Below are 19,574 nucleotides of genomic sequence, written 5' to 3'. Positions count from 1 at the left end.
CGGGATGTGGAAGCGCGGTAACGTGTGAAGCTAACCCGTACTAATTGACCGTGCGGCTTGACCATATAACACCCAAGTATTCTGGGTGCTCACCATGCACGCACCGATGCCAAACGATCATCACCGTATCAATGGGGCGACGCTGCGCCATCCGCCGCGTCGCTACCGACAGTTTTCCTGGCGGCCATGGAGCACTGGAACCACCTGATCCCATGCCGAACTCAGCAGTGAAACGGTGTATCGCCGATGATAGTGTGGGGCCTCCCCATGTGAAAGTAGGTCACCGCCAGGATCTTATTTCTTGAAAGCCGACTGTCGTCGGCTTTTTTTTTGGTGCGCATCAGGCATGCCTCGCAGTGGCCTGGTGTCGGCGGTCGCGACGCAAGCAGCGTTGAGCGGACGACGTGGGCTGTAAGTCTGCTCCCCTTCGTGTCACTATACGAACCGGAAAGACGTCGAGGTTGTCTGCACAGTGGGGTGACTCACCTGTGCGCGAGCAGACTCTGTAGCACGCGTTTTTATATCGTCGACGAACCGAGGCGTCTAGGACAACCATCGGAGCCAGGTAGGCGGGCAGGAGTAGCAGCATGACAACAATCCGAGAGGGTAGCCTGGATGCACCGATCCGGCATGCCATCGACTGGCAGAATCCGCGCTTCTATGACGAAGACGCGCTGAACGCTGAGCTTGAGCGTGTCTTTGACATCTGTCACGGGTGTCGGCGTTGCGTCAGCCTTTGTCAGGCATTTCCAACATTGTTCGATCTCGTGGATGAGTCGGCGACGCTTGAGGTCGACGGCGTTGACAAGGCCGACTATGTCAAGGTCGTGAATCATTGTTATCTTTGCGACCTCTGCTACATGACCAAGTGTCCCTATGTCCCTCCGCACGAGTGGAATGTGGATTTTCCTCACTTGATGCTCAGGGCGAAGGCCGTTCAGTACAAGCATCATAAGGTCAGGGCACGAGACAAGCTTTTGTCAAGCACAGATCTGGTTGGCACCCTGGCTGGCATCCCCGTGGTGGCGGGCATGGTGAACAAGACGCTGAGCAGTCGCATGGGTCGCGCCGTCACAGAGTCAGTGCTGCAGGTCGATAGGACCGCGCGTCTGCCCCACTACCATAGCAGTACGCTTCGCAAGCGATATCCACACTTGATAGGTCGGCAGGCACAAGGCGAGCCGGCTGGTCCGACGACGGGGAAGGTGGCCATATTCGCCACTTGTTACGGGAACTATAACGAGCCGGGCATCAACGAGGATCTTGTCGCGGTGCTCGAGCATAACGGTATACCTGTGACATTGTTGCGCAAGGAGCGCTGTTGCGGCATGCCGAAGCTCGAACTGGGTGACTTGCAAGCGGTGGATGAGGCGCGGCGAACGAACATCCCGATGCTGAAGGCGCTCGTAGACGACGGCTGGGATATCGTCGGTATGGTCCCGTCCTGTGTCCTGATGTTCAAGCAGGAATTACCGCTGATGTATCCGGATGATGATGACGTCCAGGCGGTCAAGGGACGCGTGTACGATCCATTCGAGTATCTGATGCTACGGCACAAGCACGGTAAGCTGAGCACGGCATTCTCGCAATCGCTCGGAAAGGTGGTTTACCAGGCGTCATGTCATCAACGCGTGCAGAATATTGGACAAAAGACCCGCGAAGTCCTCGCGCTTGTGCCAGAGACGACGGTAGAAATCATCGAACGGTGCTCAGGCCACGATGGCACTTATGCCGTAAAGAAGGAATTTCATGCCGCAGCGATGAAGATCGTTCGTCCGGTCGCTCATCGGGTGAAGCAAGCGCAGGCAGATTATTTCGGCAGTGATTGTCCGATGGCTGGTGCCCATATCGCTCACGCACTGCAGCAGGACGGGCAGCAGCGGCATCCCATTACCCTGTTGCGTTTGGCCTACGGTCTGTGACAACCGAGGAGAGACAGCATGCAAGCACTGACCCGCGACGATTTACTCAGTCTCGAGGATTATGCGCGTCGACGCGCAGACTTCCGCGCAGAAGCCATGGTCCACAAGCGCCCGCGTCGTGTTGCCATCGGTCCACACACAGCCCTGTACTTTGAGGATCGGCTGACCATTCAGTATCAGATTCAAGAGATGCTGCGCGTAGAACGGATCTTCGAGACGGCTGGCATACAGGATGAGCTAGATGCGTACAACCCTCTGATACCGGATGGGGATAACTGGAAGGCGACCTTCATGGTGGAGATCGAGGACGTGGATGAGCGGCGGGACGCCCTTGCGCGACTCATCGGCATCGAGGACCACGTTTGGGTGCAGACTGGTGATGGCGCCAAGGTTTATGCCATTGCCGATGAGGACCTGGAGCGTGAGAACGCGGATAAAACGTCATCGGTGCATTTCCTGCGCTTCCAGTTGCCGGACGCGTGCCGTCAAGCCCTCAAGCAGCAAGCGCCGGTGCACATCGGTATCGACCATCCGGAATACAGCTATACGCTTGAGCTGGACGATGCGCAACGCGCAGCCCTGGTCGCAGACCTCGACTGACACATTTCCCTCGGCTTGTCCAGACACGGGCGGGCATGTCTGGATGCCAGGGGGGGCGGTACGATACACTCAACGCCGCTTCGTGTCCGTTTTAGCGGTGTGTTGGGCGCGTGCTTGACGAGTCCCGCTGATTGGCATTGCCAATCGGCCCCCTGCTGCTCGGCATGGACGGCGTGCGCTTCCATGGCAGTGATCCGCTGCCGGATGCGACCGGATTGCTTCGACATCGTGTCAGGCGGTGGAGCGCTCGTGGCGCCCTTCGATGCGGCTTGTGACGTAACACTTATCGTAGCCGGAAAGCCAAAGGCACCACTGGTTGCTATGGCTTATGAGCGCCCCGGCGTGCCGGCCAAGGCCTGGGTGATGGTCGGCGATCGGCCGGATACGGATAGTGCGGGCGCGGTGCACGCCGGTGTGCGCGCGATCCTGGTGCGGACCGGGCGTTTGCACCACAGGCGCCATGTCCAGACGGCAGACCGCACCCGCACTGGGATGTCCCGGATTTGGCACACTTGTGGGATGTTTGGCGTCGATTGATGCCTACGCATTGAGCGATTGCGGCGCCGACACCAAGTCTGTCTCACGATCCCGGCGCAGGACGCCCGCAGGCGCACCGAGCACGCGGGTGAGGCATTCGGGATCATGCCGTGCAGGCGCCTGTTGTGTGAACCGCAAGCGATCGGCACTCCGGGCCAGGTCATCGGCCACCACGTGTGCGATGGATGCGGGGCGCCCTGCTTTTCTCTATCATCGCCTGCACTTATTCAGGGTTTTGCGGCGCGGTCGCAAGCGACGGTTGCTCCGTCCACCGGGCGCGCAGGGTCTTCAAGAGCGTAGCGTGTACCCAAGATACTTCGGTCTCAAAGAGCCCAGCTTCTCCATTACGCCCGACCCGCAATACCTATTCCTGAGCGGGCAGCACCGCGAGGCACTGGCCCACCTGCTGTACGGGGCTGGCGACGGCGGCGGCTTCGTGCTGCTGACGGGCGAGGTGGGCACTGGCAAGACCACCGTATGTCGCGCCTTCCTGGAGCAGTTGCCCGAGGGCGTCGAAGTCGCTTTGGTGCTGAATCCGGCCATGACGGCCACCGAACTGCTGCACGCCATCTGCGACGAATTCCGGATCGAGCTGCCGGCGGGGGAGCCCTCCGTCAAAACCATGCTCGATCAGCTGAATCGCTTTTTGCTGGATGCTTACGCGCGCGGTCGCCGCCCGGTGCTCATCATCGACGAGGCGCAGAATCTACGCCCCAAGGTGCTGGAGCAGATCCGGCTGCTGACGAATCTGGAGACCGCAAAGCAAAAGCTACTGCAAATTTTTTTGATCGGGCAGCCGGAGCTGCGCGTTCTGCTGGCGAGTGCTGACCTGCGGCAACTGAATCAGCGGATCACCGCTCGCTATCACCTGACGCCGCTCGGTGCCAAGGAAACCGCTGCCTATGTCGATCACCGGATTGCAGTCGCTGGGGTGGAGCGTCCGCTGTTCACGGCGCGGGCATTGAGGCGCGTGCACCGCCATACACTTGGAATTCCAAGGCTGATCAACCTGCTTTGCGATCGTGCGCTGTTGGGTGCCGCGGTCTCGCGGCGCTTGCAGGTCACCCCACCAATCGTCGATGCCGCCGCCCGCGAGGTCATCGACCGCACCGACCCCGCCTTACCGCGCCGGCGCCACGCGCTGAGCGCCGCTGCGGCCGTTCTCGCCGCCCTCGGCTTGGGCGTTTGGATCGGGGCATCAGACCATCTCCCCCAGCGCCTGCCCGCCGATTGGCTTGCGACCATCGGGCTCGCGCAACACATCGACCCCAGCGGCGACATCCCCGCGGCGTCGGTGCCATCCGGGGGCGAGGGGGGCGGCGTATCGGTTGCCGCGGCGGCACCGGGCGAAGCCCCACCGATCCCTCTTGCGCAAGCCGAGGTCAGCGATGTCGCAGCCTCCGCTGGCGATGACGGTGAGCACAGTCTCTCGACCCATGGCGACGGTGATGCGCCGGCGCAGCGCGCTGTGGGTGACGCGCAGGCGGCCGTGGCGGGTGCGCCGCAGGCGCAGGGTGTAACAACCGTGGCCACGGAGGACGTGCCGCCGGCGTCGTCGGCTGGCGATACGGCAGCGGCGATGTCGCCGGCGACACGTGCAGCGGACTCGGCTGCGGCAGTTGCCCATGCGCAGGCGTTGGGCGCTGACGCCGACGATACCATCGAGGACGCTGCCGCGGTGTCGCCCGCGGCCGCGCTGGACGTCGCGGCGACTGCCGCAGCGACAACCACCGATGGGGCGTCCGCGTCGGCGATGCGCGCGCCGCGCATCGCCACCGCCCGTGTCACTCCCGCCCCTGAGACCCCCGAGGTGCCCACGCTCGATGCGGGTCGGCTGAGCGATGCGCTTGTGCTGGAGGACGTCGTGGTGGACGAGCTCCTACGCCTTTGGCAGGTGGAAACGGCCCCCGGGGTGCGTTTCCTCGACTGTGCCGCAGTCCCAGCGTTTGCGCTCGCTTGCGAGCGTAGCCGGGGCCGCTGGTCGGATCTGCGTCGATTCGACCGTCCCGTTGCACTGAAACTCCAGTTGCCGGGGCGCGAGCCGGGTTTTGTCATCGTACAGGGGCTCGACGAGGAGCATGCCCTGCTTCTCCACAACGACGTCATCATGCGCGCGCCCATCGCATTGCTGGATGAGCGCTGGTCCGGCGACTACCTCTTGCTATGGCGCCCACCCCCCGTCGGTGGTCCAATCATCAGCGTCAGCGATTCTGAGGATGCGATTGCCTGGCTGCGGGAGCGCCTGGCGCTGTTACCCGACAGCGAACTCACGGTAGACCCCGCCCGCTATGATGCAAATCTCACAGCGGCCGTGCGTCGTTTCCAGCGTGCTCAAGGCCTGAGCGCTGACGGCATTGCCGGCCCGCGTACGCTCATCATGTTGAGCAACGCCCTGGCCGACCTGGATGTGCCGCGCTTGTCCCGCTCCCACTGACCATAAGCCGCGAGAGTCTGGCGCTCAGGTCCATGTCCTACATCCTTGAAGCCCTCAAGAAGTCCCAGAGCGACCGGGAGCTCGGCCAGGTGCCGCGCTTGGAGGGCTTTGGCATCGACGTGCCCATCGAGCCGCCGCGTCGCCATCCCTGGGCCTATGTCGCGTTGCTGGCGGGTCTTGCGGTCCTCGCTCTTGCGATCTTCCTGGTGATACGTGGGTTCGGTGCGACAGCGCCGTGGGATACCGTCGCCGCAGCGACGGGCCTGCCACCGTCCAGTCCTGCACATGACGGTGCGGCGGCAGGCCCATTAACACATTTCGCAGGCGCCGATATTCCAGGGCAGGTGCAGTCCCCGCCAGCGTTGGTTGCGCCCGCGGGTATCCAAGGCCCGGCGGGCGCATCTCAGCCGTCGCCCGAGCCGGCTGCGCGGCAGGCCACGCCTATTGCGTCACAGCCCGCGCAGGTCACGGCCGGCACACCGCCGCCAACCATGCGAGCCGACGCAGCGGTCGTGCCGGGCCACAGGAGCCTGGGCGGCGCATCCACCGGTGCGCAAGGCCAGCTGGCGCAACCCGCTGCCGCAGATGCGACTGCCGCTGCCGCCAGTGCGGCCCCGAGCGCGTCGAGCCGCAGCGAGGTCGAGCCCCAAGTCCTCGTGGTGCCGGCGCCGGGCAAGCCTGGTGAGCCCCTGCCACGCGGCGCCGACGAACTGCGCCGGGCTGTGCTCGGCGATGCTGCGGGCGCATCGGCAGCGGTGGCCGGGGCGGATGCGCGGCGGACACCACCGACACCGAGACCATCCGCGTCCAAACCTGCTTCATCGAGCGACCGGGTCCCCATTCCTGAGGACGTGCTCGCCGAGATCGAGGCCTTCAAAGAACTGATGCGCCAGCGCAATCCGCAGGCCTTCGAGCGCGCCGCCGCCGAACCACCGCCGCTGCCAGAGCCGCCGGGTTTGGAGGCGGCGCTGCGACCACAGCCACAAGTGCCGCCGAAGCCGGCGCGGCCATCACTGGACCTGCGCAGTCGCTTACCCCCACTGTCGATGACAGTGCATGTCTACGACGACGACCCCCTGCGGCGCTTCGTCTACATCAATGGCCGCAAGCTCACCGAGGGCCAGCGCAGCCGCGAGGGCATTCGCTTGGAGGAAGTGCTCAGCGATGGTGCCGTGCTGAGCTACGAGGGCGAAAATTTCTTCCAGCAGCGCTAAGGCCATGCACACGCCGACTGTGGTCAGGGATGACCGTGACCGGGTCAAATGCGTCGTGGATGCCCGCTCACCGACGGCGGTACGGCAGTTTCGCCAACGGGCGCGCCGGTGTTGTCGCAGAACCAGCCCTGATGCCGCAGGTTGGCGCAGACCGGACCGCGGCGCTGGGCCACGGCGGCGGCGACCAGAGAGGCCCGAAGATGACGGAAGCGCACAGGACGTGAACGCTATGGTGCGCGTGTGTCATCTCAGCGCACGAGCAGCACCAGCACCACCACCAGGCCCACCACGGCCGCCAGGGGCAGGATGGCCGCCTGCCAGTCACCCTTTTCGGCCTTCGGCCCGTGTTCCTGCCACTGCTTGAAGGCAGGCCACAAATAGAACAACAGCATGACCATGACGCCGGCGGCGGCGATCTTCAGGAACAGTTCCATGGCGGCGATTCTCCTGGGATCGGTCGAAGGGTGACAAAAGAAAACCCGGCACGTGGCCGGGTGTGTCTGCTACCGGGCGAGCGCCGATCCATCGGCACTCGCCCCGGTAGGCGAACAACCGTGTGCGGACATCGGGCGGTCCGCACGACGGGCGGCGAACAGTTAGTCGTCCCCCATGATCCCGAGAATCTGCAACAGGCTGACAAAGATGTTGAAGATGCTGAGGTAGATGCCGTAGGTGGCCATGATATAGTTTGTTTCCTGGCCATTCTTGATCCGACTCGTGTCGAACAGGATGAGACCGCTCATCAGCAGAATGATGGCACCGGAGACAGCGAGCGACAGGGCCGGCATGTTGAGGAACAAGTTCGCGATGACCGCGACGACCACCACCATCATGCCGGCGAACAGGAAGCCGCCCATGAAGCTGAAGTCCGTCTTGCTCGTCAGGGCGTAGCCGGAGAGACCGAGGAAAATCAACGCCGTGCCGCCAAAGGCCGTGGCGATGATGCTCGGACCGTTGGGTAGGGCGAGATACATACTCAGGATAGACCCGAGCCCGAAGCCCAGCAGCCCGGTGATGCCGAAGATGACCCCGATACCCGTGGCGGATTCAGCGGTGCGCGGCAGCACAAAGATGCCCAGCACCATCGCGACGATCACCGATGCCATGTAGACCCACGACGGCATGGCGAGGGCCATGGACACCATCGCGGTGAGCGCACTGAAAGCGAGTGTTGCCGCCAGCAGCAGGTAGGTATTCTTCAGAACCTTGTTGGTGGCGAGAACGTCTTGCCTGGTTTGGGCAACAGCGTATTGGTTAGCCATGGTTGATGACTCACTCCTCACGTTTCGATTGGAAAACGGCCGGCGCCGAGCAACGCCGAACAGCATGCGCGGCCCGATTGCCGCCGCAGCATACCCAAGTGGCCGCCCGATGCAAGTCCGCTCGCGCAGCCTGTGGGCGCATCGACGCCGGGTCAGGGCTCGCACAGGGGTCGTGATCGGCGCCGGATTGGTTTACCCTAGAGTGCTGATGTGGGCGGACCCGGCATTCTCAACATCCGGTCGCCATGTCGTCGGTCGCCCGCAGGCGCTGCATGCACGCCGCTCGAGGCCTCCCACCTTGAGCGCGCGAGAGCCGCAGTCATCGGCGCGACACTCACCTGGAGAGGTGGCAGAGCGGTTGATTGCACCGGTCTTGAAAACCGGCGTGGGTTAGCGCCCACCGTGGGTTCGAATCCCACCCTCTCCGCCAAACACGCTCGCCAGCCGTCTCGCATTGTGCCGGACCGGGCGATTTGGACCGGCGCCGGCTGCAGGTCTGTGCGCCGGCCGCAGAAACCGCGGCGCCGGTCCACGGTCCCAACCCTGGTGCTGGCCCCGACTGAGCGCTCCGGTACGGTATTCCCCGGCGCGACGGCTGCCGCCACTCCCGAAACCAGACCCATGGAGGCAACCCCATGTTCGACACCGACATGCAGATCACAGGTTACGACGATGAGCTCGCGCGGGCGATCCGCGACGAAGAGCGCCGACAGGAGGAGCACGTCGAGCTGATCGCGTCCGAGAACTACGCCAGCCCGCGGGTCATGGAAGCACAGGGCAGCGTGCTCACCAACAAATATGCAGAGGGCTACCCCGCCAAGCGCTACTATGGCGGCTGCGAATTCGTCGATGTCGCCGAGGCGCTGGCCATCGAGCGTGCGAAGACCCTGTTTGGCGCCGCCTATGCCAACGTACAGCCGCACTCGGGCTCGCAAGCCAACGCCGCGGTGTTCATGGCGCTGTGCCAGCCCGGCGACACGGTGCTCGGCATGAGCCTCGCCGATGGCGGGCATCTCACGCACGGCGCCAAGCCCAATTTCTCTGGCAAGCTCTACCACGCGGTGCAGTACGGCATCAACGCCGACACCGGCGAAATCGATTACGCGCAGGTCGCCGCACTCGCACAGGAGCATCGCCCGCGCATGATCATCGCCGGCTTCTCCGCCTACTCCCGCGTCGTGAACTGGCAACGCTTCCGCGACATCGCCGATGGCGTTGGCGCCTATCTGCTGGTGGACATGGCGCATATCGCAGGCCTCGTGGCCGCCGGTGTCTACCCGAGCCCGGTGCCGATCGCCGACGTCGTCACCACCACCACCCACAAGACCCTGCGCGGACCCCGCGGCGGGCTGATCCTCGCCAAGGAGAACCCGGCGCTGGCGAAGAAGTTCAACTCCCTGGTGTTCCCGGGCACACAGGGCGGCCCGCTGATGCATGTCATCGCCGCCAAGGCCGTCGCCTTCAAAGAGGCCATGGAGCCCGGCTTCAAGGACTACCAGCGCCAAGTCATCCTGAATGCCCAGGCCATGGCCGAGGTCTTTCTCTCCCGCGGTTACGACGTGGTCTCCGGTGGTACCGACGACCACCTGTTCCTGGTGAGCTTCATCGAGCAGGGGCTGACCGGTAAGGATGTGGATGCCTGGCTCGGCGCCGCCAACATCACGGTCAACAAGAACGCCGTGCCCAACGATCCGCAGTCGCCCTTCGTCACCAGTGGCATCCGTGTGGGTACACCGGCCATGACCACCCGCGGCTTTGGCCTCGACGAGGCCAAGCAGCTCGCCGGCTGGATGTGCGATGTCATCGACGCCCGCGGCGATGCCGCCACCATCGAAGCGGTGAAAGGCCAGGTGCTCGCCCTCTGCGCGCGCTTCCCGGTGTATCGGCGGGCCGCCGCCCGATGATGCTGCGGCCTGCAGCCCGGCTGCCGGCGTTCTAGCGCCCGGCTGCGTCCATGCGCTGTCCGTTCTGCGGCGCCCAGGACACCAAGGTGGTGGACTCGCGGCTATTCGGTGACGGCGATCAGGTGCGCCGCCGCCGGCGCTGCGCCGTCTGCGACGAGCGCTTTACAACCTACGAGCGCGCAGAGCTGAACCTGCCCCGGGTCGTGAAGCGCGATGGCACTCGCGTCCCCTTCGACGGGCGCAAGCTACGCTCAGGCATCATGCGCGCCGCCGAAAAACGCCCCGTCAGCATCGAGCAGATCGACACCGCCGTCTCCCACATCAACCGCAAGCTGCTGGGCAGTGGCGAAGGGGAGGTCAGTAGTCGGCGCATCGGCGAGCTGGTGATGGACGAGCTGCGCGAGCTGGACCAGGTGGCCTACGTCCGCTTCGCATCCGTCTACCGGGAGTTCGAGGACGTCGCCGCCTTCCGCGAAGAGATCGAGCGCCTGGAGCGCCAGCCCACCGCGGCCGAGCGGAAGGCCCAGCTCGATCTGCTGGCGGGGCTGGACCCGGCGCCCAACACAGCACTCGACAAGAACAAGCCGTGAGCCTTGCGGATCAGGATGTGCGCATGATGGCCCGCGCCGTCGTGCTGGCCCGCCGCGGGCTCTACACGACGGACCCGAACCCACGCGTCGGCTGTGTGCTGGTTCAGGCCGGGCAGATCGTCGGCGAAGGCTATCACCGCCGCGCCGGCGAGCCCCATGCCGAGCGCAACGCCATCGACGCCGCCGGTGAGCGCACCCGCGGCGCCACGGCCTACGTCACCCTCGAGCCCTGCTGCCATCACGGGCGCACACCGCCGTGCACCGATGCCCTGCTGCAGGCCGGTGTTGCCCGCGTGGTGGTGGGCATGGAGGACCCCAACCCCATGATGCGCGGCAAGGGGCTGGCGCGGTTGCGTGCCGCGGGTGTGGAGGTGTGCGCCGGTGTGCTGGAGGGCGAGGCCCGCGGGCTCAATCCCGGCTTCGAGCAGCGCATGCGCGGCGGCCTGCCCTATGTGCGCTGCAAGCTCGCCGCCAGCCTGGACGGGCGCACCGCCATGGCCAGTGGTGAGAGCCAGTGGATTACCTCAGGTGATGCCCGGCGCGATGTGCACCGGCTGCGCGCGCGCTCGTCGGCCATCATCACCGGCATTGGCACCGTCCTCGCCGATGACCCATCGATGAACGTGCGCCTGGCGCAGGATGCATTCCCGGCCTTGTGGCCCGACGAGCTGCCGCGCCAGCCCCTGCGGGTGGTGGTCGACAGCGCGCTGCGTATGCCGCTGCAGGCCCGCATGCTGAGTCTGCCCGGCGCCACCCTGATCGCGACTTGCGAGGAAAGCCCCCGGGCCATCGCTCGGGCCAACGCCGTCGGTGCCGAGGTGCGTGTGTTCCCGCCAGACCCCCAGGGCCGGGTGGATCTGCACCTGTTGCTGTGCTACCTCGCCGAGCGCGAGATCAATGAGGTGCTCATCGAAGCCGGCCCCACCCTGGCCGGCGCCGCCATGGACCTGGCGGTGGTGGACGAGTTGGTGCTGTATCTCGCCCCCCACCTGATGGGCGACGCCGCCCGCGGGCTCTTCCACCTGCCCGGCATCACGCGCATGGAGCAACGGCTCGGCCTGGTCATCGACGACGTCCGGCGGGTTGGTGCGGACCTGCGCTTGCGGCTGCGGCGGCGCGCCACAGGCTGACGGCCCTGCCAACGCTGCGCGGCGGTCTTGCTCGCGTCTGTCGAGGCCGCCCCCATCTTGCACCATCGGCCACATCGGCGGCGGTGGCCGAAATGTCTACTGATGCCGCCGCAGGAGGAGTCTTGATGTCCGCGCAACTTTCAGAACAAGATCGCATCGCCATCGAAGCCGCTGCCTTTCGCGGCCTCGTGGCGCACTTGCAGCAACGCACCGACGTGCAGAATATCGACCTGATGAACCTCGCCGGCTTCTGCCGCAATTGCCTGTCCAAATGGTACTTGGCCGCCGCCTGCGAGCGCGGCATCTCCATGACCCACGACGAGGCGCGTACGGCCGTCTACGGCATGCCCTACGGCGAGTGGAAGTCCAAGTACCAGCAGGAGGCCACGCCGGAGCAAAAGCGCCGCTACCAGGAGACGGCGCCACAGCATGCCGTCATCGACATTCCGCAAGCGTAACCGCTGCGATCCCTCCGGGGTCGGTTGACGCCGCTCCCGGCCGCCGCCGGCCGGGTGCCGTTGCCTGCCGCGCGGGACCGTGCCCCTCACCCCGTCAGCCCGGCCACCCTGATACCCGGTCCGGATCGCCTCTGAGCTGTCCAGCCCGGGCTCTGCCTGGATGTGTTGTTGCGTGCGTGGGCGCAGAAGCCCGCGCGCTTGACGCGGCGATGGAGTATCAGTATATTAGCTTTAACTTAAATACTACTGACGGTACTTCTGATGCGAACCAACTTCGTCGCCCTGACCTTGCCTGCGGCTTTGGCCCTTGGTCTGTTCGCCGCCTCCGCCTCCGTGGCAGAGACCGCAACGTACCAAGACGCTGGTGCTGAGACCCAGGCACAAGCCCGATCCGAGACGCTGGCCGAGCGCCAGCAGCGCATCGCGCTGGAGCTCGAGGCCGAGAATCTCTTGGTCCTGCTGCACAACAAGTCGCTGGATGCGGAGCTCGAGCCCTGTATCAACGGAGCCGTGTCGCCGAGTGGACGCTTCGCCAGCGCGGAGATTGAGCGAGCGGTGGAGCGCCTCGCGTCGGGTGATCTCACCGACCACCTCGACAACAGCGCCTATTTCCGCGCCTTCAACGACGGCCGCATTGCGCTCACCGACTAAGCCGGGCGTTGTGTTGGCGCCGGCGCAAGCGCCCGCTTGCGCCGGCGCTAAGTGCTGGAAAAGCCCTGCACCCAAGACCGCCTGATCGACGCTGCCATGCTGCCACAGGCCGGGCTGTGGGGGGCTGTCAGCCGTCAACGGCAGCGCACTGAACACCTGTGGCGGGTCATGCGCCCGCCGGCCGCCGCGTCTGCCCGGGTATCGCGTGGCCCGTCCCCCCACCTTACGCGAATCACAATCCCAAAGGCGACGGGTATCGTTGCAACCACGTGCGGCCTTTTTGGTCCATAATTGCCACAGTTGTTGTATTCCTGCGGTCGGACGCGGGACAGCGCCTCCGGCGCATCCCCGTATGTCATCGCCGTAAGCTACGCCCCGTTCGGTCGGTCTGTTCATGATGCGTGCGCGTTCTCTGCCTCTCTCACTGCTCTGCGCGGTGTTGTTCACCACCGCCACCACCTGCAGCGACGCCCAGCCACCAGACATCGGCTTGGGACTGGCGCTGGAGGCGGGCGCGGCGTTTGGCGCTGATGCGGGGCTCGATAGCGGCGGTGACGTCGGTGTCGACGCCTGGTCCGTGCGCCTGAGCGGGCGGCGAGCGGTCACTGATAACCTACGGCTCGGGCTCGCCGCCGGGCTCGGCGAGCAGCGTTACCGATTCTCCGGCGACGGTGGCTTCAGTGGGTTACGGCCCTGGGGCGACGTGCGAGACGCACGCGTCAGCGCCTCCGTACTCTGGCAGCCGACGGACCGCTGGGACCTGTTCGCCATCCCAACCCTGCGCTGGGACGCCGAGGCCGGTGCCTCCCTCGGCGATGGGCAGATCGCCGGCCTGATCACCGCCGCAAGCTATAAGCTCAGCGACCGCCTCAGCATCGGTCCCGGCGTCGGCGTCTTCTCGGAGCTCGAGGACGACACCGACTTCTTCCCCATCCTCGCCGTGGACTGGCGCCTGACCGACCGCCTGAGCCTGCGCACGGGCCGCGGTTTCGGCGCCTCCCGCGGGCCGGGTCTCACCTTCGACTGGGTCGCCAATGATCAATGGTCCGTGAGTCTTGGCGGGCGCTACGAAAAGGACCGCTTCCGCCTCGACGACCAGGGCGTTGCCGCCGGCGGTGTCGGGCAGGCCACATCCACGCCCATCTACCTGGCCGTCAGCCGCAAGCTCGGTCGGATCGGACGACTGCGCGGCGTCATCGGTATGGAGCTGAACGGCTCCCTGCGCTTGGAAGACGCCCACGGTGACCTGCTGCAGCGCACGGATGTGGAGGATGCGCCCTTCGCCGGCGCCACCTTCGATTTGCGTTTCTGATGCCGCCGTCCCCGCAGCGGTTACAGTCCACGCCTCGCCACTGTGCTTGCGGGCATTCGTCAGCAGACGCATGACGCCGACTCGATCGCCGACAGCGCGACCCATGCAGCCCGAAGCCCAGGCGGTCTTCGCCACCCTCGCCCACGACACCCGCTTGCGCGCATTGGTGCTGCTGCAACAGCACGGCGAGCTCTGCGTCTGCGAGCTGACCCATGCCTTGGGCGCCAGCCAGCCACACATCTCCCGCCATCTGGCACTCCTGCGCGAAACCGGGCTGGTGGTGGATCGGCGCGCCGGCACCTGGGTGTTCTACCGGCTTCACCCGGCGCTGCCCGGCTGGGTGACGCGGATGCTGCAGGAGACCTGCGCAGGCGTCGCCCATCAATCGCCCTTCATCGATGACGCCCGCGCCCTGGCCGCCATGGCGGACAGACCGGATAGCGTTCGCTGCTCCTGATGATGCCCACAGCGAGCGCGGGTGAGCCCGCGGTCACGAAACCATAACTTCAAACATGCGATCTGCCGTATATACTGTCCGGCGTATGAGGTGAGCGTGCCCCGGCGCACTTCGATGCCCGCGCCGTACGCCGCCGCCCGGCCCACTTCCGCAACACACACTGGACAGGAGATCAGCCATGACATCGGTCGATGTCGCAACACGGCGGGGTATGTGGTCCTACAGGCGAGCCCGCGAAACCGCATGCCCCGGCGAGCGCGGCCCATTGCTGCCAGCGTTGCTGATGGTCCTGGGCGCAGCCTTGGGACTCGGTGGCTGCGACGGCGGTGACGACCAGGCCGTGTCCACACTGCCAAGCGGCGATGGTACAAAGCTCGCCATCCAGGGGGCCGGCTCGTCTTTCGCCGCGCCCATCGTCGAGTACTGGCTGGCGCAATACGGCTCGGAGTATCCCCAATTGGCCTTGGGCTACGCTTCTGTCGGCAGTGGCGCCGGCATTGAGCGATTTCTTGCGGGCAGCGTGGATCTCGGCGCCACGGATGCACCGCTGGATGCGGATGACATTGCGCAAGCGGACGAGGCGTTCGTGCAACTGCCGATCACCGGCGGCATGATTGCCATCGCCTACAATCTGCCCGGCGTCGACGGCCCCATCAACCTGCCCCGGGACGTCTACCCCGATATCTTTCTCGGCGAGGTCTACCGCTGGGATGACCCACGCATCGCCGCAGCCAACCCGGGGATCGAGCTGCCGGCCAAGGTGATCCAGGTGGTTGGCCGGCACGACGCCAGCGGCACCACCTTCGCCTTCACCAACCACTTGGCCGCCGTAAGCGCTGCTTGGGCCGACGACCCCGGCGTGGGCAAGAAGATCGACTGGCCCGGCGGTGCCATGGAGGCCAACGGCAACGCGGGCGTGGCGCAGCGCATCAAGATCACCGAAAACGCCATCGGCTACGTGGAGGCCGGCTTCGCCGAGCGCTTGGGGCTGTCGCTGGCCTGGCTGGAGAACCGCACCGGCGGCCTGACGCAGCCGAACGTGGAGACGGGGCGCCGTGGGCTCGCGGACGGTGCCGACACGCCCCCGGACGACCTGACCCGCACCATCCCGGACCCCCGGGGTGCGCGCTCCTACCCCATCGTCACCTACACCTGGGCCCTGGTGCGCGGCGACTATGGCTCGCCGGAGAAGACCGCCGCTGTGCACCAACTGCTGCGGTGGATCCTCACCGACGGCCAGGCGGATGCCGCATCTTTGTACTATGTACCGCTGCCCGAGAACCTGGCGCAGGCGGCGCTCGCCGAGCTGGACGCGCTCCGGCCTTAGTGCCGGATGCAGCAGGGGCAGGCCATGATTGGAGGGTGAAGCGACATGAGCGCACAGTGCGAGGTGACGGCCAAGCAGGCCGCGGGGGCGGAGCTGGGGCTCTTCGAGCGCTGGCTCACGCTGTGGGTGGCGCTTTGCATCGTCGGCGGCATCACCCTGGGGCACTTCCTGCCCGGGTTCTTCCAGGGCGTCGGGGCGCTGGAAATCGCCCGGGTCAACCTGCCGGTGGCGCTGCTGATCTGGCTGATGATCGTGCCCATGCTGCTCAAGATCGACTTTGCGGCGCTCGGGCAGGTGCGCGCCCGTTGGCGCGGCGTCGGTGTGACCCTGTTCGTCAACTGGGCCGTAAAGCCGTTTTCCATGGCGCTCCTCGCCTGGGTCTTCATCCGCGTCGTCTTCGCGCCCTATCTGCCCGCGGACCAGCTCGACTCTTACGTCGCCGGGCTGATCCTGCTGGCGGCGGCGCCCTGCACGGCCATGGTCTTCGTCTGGAGCAACCTCTCCGACGGTGAGCCGCACTTCACGCTGATCCAGGTGGCGCTCAACGACACCATCATGGTGTTCGCTTTCGCGCCCATCGTCGGGCTGCTGTTGGGGCTCTCGGCCATCACCGTGCCCTGGGATACGCTGCTGCTGTCGGTGCTGCTCTACATCGTGATCCCGGTGGTGCTGGCGCAGTGGTGGCGCCGCCGGCTGCTGGCGGGCGGCGGCGAGGCAGCCTTGGCACGGGTACTGGCGCGGCTGCAGCCGGCCTCGCTGGTGGCGCTGCTGGCGACACTGGTGCTGCTGTTTGGCTTCCAGGGCGAGCAGATCCTGCGCCAGCCGCTGATCATCGCCATGCTGGCGGTGCCGATTCTGATCCAGGTCTATTTCAATTCCGGGCTCGCCTATTGGCTGAACCGCCGGGTCGGCGAGGCGCATTGTGTCGCCGGACCCTCTGCCCTCATCGGCGCCAGCAACTTCTTCGAGCTGGCCGTCGCCACCGCCATCAGCCTGTTCGGGTTCCACTCCGGGGCGGCGCTCGCCACCGTGGTGGGCGTGCTGGTGGAGGTGCCGGTGATGCTGTCGGTGGTGGCCATCGTGAACCGGAGCCGGGGCTGGTACGAAGGCGGGCCATCGCATGCGGTTCGAGGCGGCGGATAGATCGGCCGCAGCGGCATCGCCACCCATCGCCGCCGATGCGCTGCACGCAGCGGCCTCTCGGTGGCGCTGACTCGTGCGCGAGACCAACACGGCAGGCACCCGGCTCATCGCATGGGCGCGGCCTGTGCGGCTTAATGCCTCGAGCCTGCCAGCGCATATCGATGATCGGGCCGCGCGCGACGGCCGGCACAGCCAACAGGAGTACTTCGAATGACCATCCGTATCGGCATTAATGGCTTCGGCCGCATGGGCAGGCTTGCGCTGCGGGCCGCCTGGGACCGCGACGACGGGCCTGCGCTGGCCTTCGTGCACATCAACGAGATCGCCTGCGATGCGGCGGGTGCGGCGCATCTGCTGGCATTCGACTCGGTGCATGGCCGGTTCGACCGCGCCTGCGCCGCAGACGGCGACGCCATCGTGGTCGACGGTGAGCGCATCGGCTACAGCAGCCACAAGGCCATCGCCGATGTGGACTGGTCCGGCTGCGACATCGTCATCGAGGCCACCGGCAAGCATCACAAGCAGCCGGAGCTGTTGCAGGGCTATTTCGAGCAGGGCGTGAAGAAGGTGCTGGTGGCGGCGCCCACCAAGGGCGCGCTGGACATCGTCTACGGCGTCAATCACCACCGCTACGACCCGGCCGAGCATCACCTGGTGACCGCGGCGTCCTGCACCACCAATTGTCTCGCACCGGTGGTGAAGGTGATGCACGAGCAGGTGGGCATCGTGCACGGCTGCATGACCACCATCCATGACATCACCAACACCCAGCGCATCGTGGACCTGGGCCACAAGGACCTGCGCCGCGCCCGCGCCTGCGGCCAGTCCCTGATCCCCACCACCACCGGCTCGGCCAAGGCCATCACCAAGATCTTCCCGGCGCTGACCGGCAAGCTCAACGGGCATGCCGTGCGCGTGCCGCTGCTGAACGCCTCGCTGACGGACTTCGTCTTCGAGGCCGCGCGGCCGGTCACCGCCGAAGCGATCAATGCGCTGTTCAGGGCCGCCGCCGAGGGCGAGCTCGCCGGCATCCTCGGCTATGAGGAGCGCCCGCTGGTGTCGGTGGACTACCTGAACGATCCCCGCTCGTCCATCGTCGACGCCCTCTCCACCATGGTCATCGACGAGACCCAGGTGAAGATCTACGCCTGGTACGACAACGAATGGGGCTACGTGAATCGTATGGTCGATATCGCGCGGATGCTCGCCGGGAGCCTCTGAGCCATGCGCGCCGCCACCCGCAACTATCTGACCGTCACTGCGGGCTACTGGGCCTTCACCATCACCGACGGCGCCATCCGCATGCTGGTGGTGCTGTACTTCCACCAGCTCGGCTATTCGCCGTTCGAGGTGGCCATGCTGTTCCTCTTCTACGAGGTCTTCGGCATCATCACCAATCTGGTGGGTGGCTGGCTCGGGGCGCGCATCGGGCTCAATCTCACCATGCACATCGGCATGGCGCTGCAGGTGGCGGCGCTCTCGATGCTGACGGTGCCCGACCCCTGGCTGTCGGTGGTCTACGTCATGGCCGCCCAGGCCCTGTCCGGCATCGCCAAGGATTTGAACAAGATGTCCGCCAAGGCGACGGTGAAGACGCTGACCGGTGAGGGTGCGGGCGGCGAGTCGACGCTGTTCAAATACGTGGCGGTGCTGACCGGCTCCAAGAACGCGCTCAAGGGCGCGGGCTTCTTCGTCGGTGCGGCCTTGTTGCAGTGGATCGGCTTCCGCGGCGCGCTCTTCGTGCTGGCGGGCGTGCTGTTGGTGGTGCTGATCATCACCGCCTTGCTGCTGCCCGCCGGCGTCGGCAAGCTCAAGGAGAAGGCCAAGTTCACGCAGGTCTTCTCCAACACGCCGGCGGTGAATTGGCTCTCGGCGGCGCGGTTCTTCCTGTTCGGGGCCCGTGATGTCTGGTTCGTCGTCGCGCTGCCGGTGTTCCTGTACGACGTCCTCGGCTGGTCCTACACCGAGGTGGGCGCTTTCCTGGCGCTTTGGGTGATCGGCTATGGCTTCGTGCAGGCGGCGGCGCCCGGCTTACTGCGCGGTGGCCGGCACCGGGCCGGGGCGGGACCGGGCGGCGGCACGGCGCGCGCCTGGGCGCTGGTGCTGGCGTTGATCCCGGCGGGCATCGCGCTCGGTCTGACGCATGGCGCGGCGCTGGCGCCGAGGCTGGCGGGGGGGCTGACGACGCTCGCCCCGGGGCTGGACTTTGGTTGGCTGGCCGCCGCCACCCCGGCGCAGGTGCAGGCGGCCGTGCTCATCGGCGGTCTGGTGCTGTTCGGCGTCGTCTTCGCCATCAACTCCGCCGTGCATTCCTACCTGATCCTGGCCTACTCGGACTTCCAGAAGGTGTCCATGAACGTCGGCTTCTACTACATGGCCAACGCCGGCGGGCGCCTCGCCGGCACGGTGCTCTCCGGTCTCATCTATCAGACCCAGGGGCTCACCGGCTGTTTGTGGTGGTCGGCGGGCTTCGTGGCGGCGGCCCTGGTCTTTTCGCTGCGCCTGCCCGCGGTGTCGGCGCCGCCGCCGGTTGCGCGCCCGGTCGTGCCGTGACGGCCGAGCAGGCGCACAAGCCCGCGGGTGCACTCAGCCGGATATGCACACAGGCGATCGGGAGCGCAGGGATCGCGCTG

General features: G+C 66.1%; 18 protein-coding genes, 1 tRNA gene and 1 rRNA gene. 18 read left to right on the top strand and 2 right to left on the bottom strand.

Annotated features, from left to right (window positions below; genetic code table 11):
* Nucleotides 1-176 precede the first annotated feature (176 nt).
* The 6 genes from rrf to QZ588_RS03990 all read left to right on the top strand — a co-directional run bounded on the left by rrf (nt 177) and on the right by QZ588_RS03990 (nt 6,707).
* Nucleotides 177-292, top strand: a 5S ribosomal RNA gene (rrf, locus tag QZ588_RS04010).
* Nucleotides 293-587: 295 nt separating this feature from the next.
* Entirely contained in the window at nt 588-1,922 is a 1,335-nt protein-coding gene (locus QZ588_RS04005; RefSeq protein ID WP_295540179.1) for a heterodisulfide reductase-related iron-sulfur binding cluster, read from the top strand.
* An 18-nt stretch (nt 1,923-1,940) separates the two neighbouring features.
* Complete coding sequence (locus QZ588_RS04000) at nt 1,941-2,522, top strand: DUF3501 family protein (protein ID WP_295540177.1); 582 nt, start codon at nt 1,941-1,943, stop codon at nt 2,520-2,522.
* A gap of 183 nt (nt 2,523-2,705) precedes the next feature.
* Nucleotides 2,706-3,059: an HAD hydrolase-like protein gene (locus QZ588_RS18090; RefSeq protein ID WP_366929532.1), complete on the top strand. Its 354-nt coding sequence runs from the start codon at nt 2,706-2,708 to the stop codon at nt 3,057-3,059.
* A 301-nt stretch (nt 3,060-3,360) separates the two neighbouring features.
* Complete coding sequence (locus tag QZ588_RS03995; protein ID WP_295540176.1) at nt 3,361-5,493, top strand: ExeA family protein; 2,133 nt, start codon at nt 3,361-3,363, stop codon at nt 5,491-5,493.
* A gap of 32 nt (nt 5,494-5,525) precedes the next feature.
* A complete protein-coding gene (locus QZ588_RS03990; protein ID WP_295540174.1) occupies nt 5,526-6,707 on the top strand; it encodes a general secretion pathway protein GspB in 1,182 nt (393 codons plus the stop codon).
* Nucleotides 6,708-6,955: 248 nt separating this feature from the next.
* Here the strand turns inward: QZ588_RS03990 and QZ588_RS03985 are convergent, their stop codons facing one another.
* On the bottom strand, nt 6,956-7,141 hold the full coding sequence (locus QZ588_RS03985; protein ID WP_295540172.1) for a hypothetical protein: 186 nt from the start codon (nt 7,139-7,141) through the stop codon (nt 6,956-6,958).
* Nucleotides 7,142-7,303: 162 nt separating this feature from the next.
* Nucleotides 7,304-7,969, bottom strand: coding sequence for a Bax inhibitor-1/YccA family protein (locus QZ588_RS03980; RefSeq protein WP_295540170.1), 666 nt, complete (start codon nt 7,967-7,969; stop codon nt 7,304-7,306).
* A gap of 340 nt (nt 7,970-8,309) precedes the next feature.
* Here QZ588_RS03980 and QZ588_RS03975 point away from each other — a divergent pair.
* The 12 genes from QZ588_RS03975 (at nt 8,310) to arsJ (ending at nt 19,494) form a co-directional block, all read left to right on the top strand.
* Nucleotides 8,310-8,399, top strand: a tRNA-Ser gene (locus tag QZ588_RS03975).
* 205 nt (nt 8,400-8,604) lie between these two features.
* A complete protein-coding gene (gene glyA / locus QZ588_RS03970; RefSeq protein ID WP_295540168.1) occupies nt 8,605-9,873 on the top strand; it encodes a serine hydroxymethyltransferase in 1,269 nt (422 codons plus the stop codon).
* A 50-nt stretch (nt 9,874-9,923) separates the two neighbouring features.
* Nucleotides 9,924-10,463 carry a transcriptional regulator NrdR gene (nrdR, locus tag QZ588_RS03965; protein ID WP_295540166.1) on the top strand — a complete coding sequence of 180 codons (540 nt, stop codon included), beginning with the start codon at nt 9,924-9,926 and terminating at the stop codon, nt 10,461-10,463.
* A 23-nt stretch (nt 10,464-10,486) separates the two neighbouring features.
* Entirely contained in the window at nt 10,487-11,593 is a 1,107-nt protein-coding gene (gene ribD, locus QZ588_RS03960) for a bifunctional diaminohydroxyphosphoribosylaminopyrimidine deaminase/5-amino-6-(5-phosphoribosylamino)uracil reductase RibD (RefSeq protein WP_295540186.1), read from the top strand.
* Nucleotides 11,594-11,718: 125 nt separating this feature from the next.
* Nucleotides 11,719-12,051, top strand: a complete 333-nt coding sequence (locus QZ588_RS03955; protein ID WP_295540164.1) for a DUF1244 domain-containing protein — start codon at nt 11,719-11,721, stop codon at nt 12,049-12,051.
* Between the two features lie 261 nt (nt 12,052-12,312).
* Nucleotides 12,313-12,702, top strand: coding sequence for a hypothetical protein (locus QZ588_RS03950; RefSeq protein WP_295540162.1), 390 nt, complete (start codon nt 12,313-12,315; stop codon nt 12,700-12,702).
* A 394-nt stretch (nt 12,703-13,096) separates the two neighbouring features.
* Nucleotides 13,097-14,014, top strand: a complete 918-nt coding sequence (locus QZ588_RS03945) for a hypothetical protein (RefSeq protein WP_295540160.1) — start codon at nt 13,097-13,099, stop codon at nt 14,012-14,014.
* A 103-nt stretch (nt 14,015-14,117) separates the two neighbouring features.
* The gene (locus tag QZ588_RS03940; RefSeq protein ID WP_295540158.1) at nt 14,118-14,471 is read left to right on the top strand and encodes a metalloregulator ArsR/SmtB family transcription factor; all 354 of its coding nucleotides are present in this window, start codon (nt 14,118-14,120) and stop codon (nt 14,469-14,471) included.
* A gap of 178 nt (nt 14,472-14,649) precedes the next feature.
* Nucleotides 14,650-15,798 carry a phosphate ABC transporter substrate-binding protein PstS gene (pstS, locus tag QZ588_RS03935; protein WP_295540156.1) on the top strand — a complete coding sequence of 383 codons (1,149 nt, stop codon included), beginning with the start codon at nt 14,650-14,652 and terminating at the stop codon, nt 15,796-15,798.
* Nucleotides 15,799-15,843: 45 nt separating this feature from the next.
* Entirely contained in the window at nt 15,844-16,941 is a 1,098-nt protein-coding gene (arsB, locus tag QZ588_RS03930) for an ACR3 family arsenite efflux transporter (RefSeq protein ID WP_295540154.1), read from the top strand.
* A gap of 210 nt (nt 16,942-17,151) precedes the next feature.
* Entirely contained in the window at nt 17,152-18,162 is a 1,011-nt protein-coding gene (locus QZ588_RS03925) for an ArsJ-associated glyceraldehyde-3-phosphate dehydrogenase (RefSeq protein ID WP_295540152.1), read from the top strand.
* 3 nt (nt 18,163-18,165) lie between these two features.
* Nucleotides 18,166-19,494 carry an organoarsenical effux MFS transporter ArsJ gene (gene arsJ / locus QZ588_RS03920; protein ID WP_295540150.1) on the top strand — a complete coding sequence of 443 codons (1,329 nt, stop codon included), beginning with the start codon at nt 18,166-18,168 and terminating at the stop codon, nt 19,492-19,494.
* Nucleotides 19,495-19,574 lie beyond the last annotated feature (80 nt).

This window comes from uncultured Thiohalocapsa sp. (assembly GCF_913062725.1).
Classification (GTDB): Bacteria; Pseudomonadota; Gammaproteobacteria; order Chromatiales; family Chromatiaceae; genus Thiohalocapsa.
This window is presented reverse-complemented; position numbering and strand designations above follow the sequence as displayed.

What these genes read in the sequence shown, in the direction of transcription:
- QZ588_RS04005 (WP_295540179.1), top strand. Translation starts at nt 588, where the DNA reads ATGACAACAATCCGAGAGGGTAGCCTGGATGCACCGATCCGGCATGCC.
- QZ588_RS03955 (WP_295540164.1), top strand. Translation starts at nt 11,719, where the DNA reads ATGTCCGCGCAACTTTCAGAACAAGATCGCATCGCCATCGAAGCCGCT.
- QZ588_RS03950 (WP_295540162.1), top strand. Translation starts at nt 12,313, where the DNA reads ATGCGAACCAACTTCGTCGCCCTGACCTTGCCTGCGGCTTTGGCCCTT.
- arsJ (WP_295540150.1), top strand. Translation starts at nt 18,166, where the DNA reads ATGCGCGCCGCCACCCGCAACTATCTGACCGTCACTGCGGGCTACTGG.
- QZ588_RS03940 (WP_295540158.1), top strand. Translation starts at nt 14,118, where the DNA reads ATGCAGCCCGAAGCCCAGGCGGTCTTCGCCACCCTCGCCCACGACACC.
- QZ588_RS03990 (WP_295540174.1), top strand. Translation starts at nt 5,526, where the DNA reads ATGTCCTACATCCTTGAAGCCCTCAAGAAGTCCCAGAGCGACCGGGAG.
- pstS (WP_295540156.1), top strand. Translation starts at nt 14,650, where the DNA reads ATGACATCGGTCGATGTCGCAACACGGCGGGGTATGTGGTCCTACAGG.
- QZ588_RS18090 (WP_366929532.1), top strand. Translation starts at nt 2,706, where the DNA reads ATGGCAGTGATCCGCTGCCGGATGCGACCGGATTGCTTCGACATCGTG.
- QZ588_RS03985 (WP_295540172.1), bottom strand. Translation starts at nt 7,141, where the DNA reads ATGGAACTGTTCCTGAAGATCGCCGCCGCCGGCGTCATGGTCATGCTG.
- nrdR (WP_295540166.1), top strand. Translation starts at nt 9,924, where the DNA reads ATGCGCTGTCCGTTCTGCGGCGCCCAGGACACCAAGGTGGTGGACTCG.
- ribD (WP_295540186.1), top strand. Translation starts at nt 10,487, where the DNA reads ATGATGGCCCGCGCCGTCGTGCTGGCCCGCCGCGGGCTCTACACGACG.
- QZ588_RS03925 (WP_295540152.1), top strand. Translation starts at nt 17,152, where the DNA reads ATGACCATCCGTATCGGCATTAATGGCTTCGGCCGCATGGGCAGGCTT.
- QZ588_RS03980 (WP_295540170.1), bottom strand. Translation starts at nt 7,969, where the DNA reads ATGGCTAACCAATACGCTGTTGCCCAAACCAGGCAAGACGTTCTCGCC.
- QZ588_RS04000 (WP_295540177.1), top strand. Translation starts at nt 1,941, where the DNA reads ATGCAAGCACTGACCCGCGACGATTTACTCAGTCTCGAGGATTATGCG.
- QZ588_RS03945 (WP_295540160.1), top strand. Translation starts at nt 13,097, where the DNA reads ATGATGCGTGCGCGTTCTCTGCCTCTCTCACTGCTCTGCGCGGTGTTG.
- arsB (WP_295540154.1), top strand. Translation starts at nt 15,844, where the DNA reads ATGAGCGCACAGTGCGAGGTGACGGCCAAGCAGGCCGCGGGGGCGGAG.
- glyA (WP_295540168.1), top strand. Translation starts at nt 8,605, where the DNA reads ATGTTCGACACCGACATGCAGATCACAGGTTACGACGATGAGCTCGCG.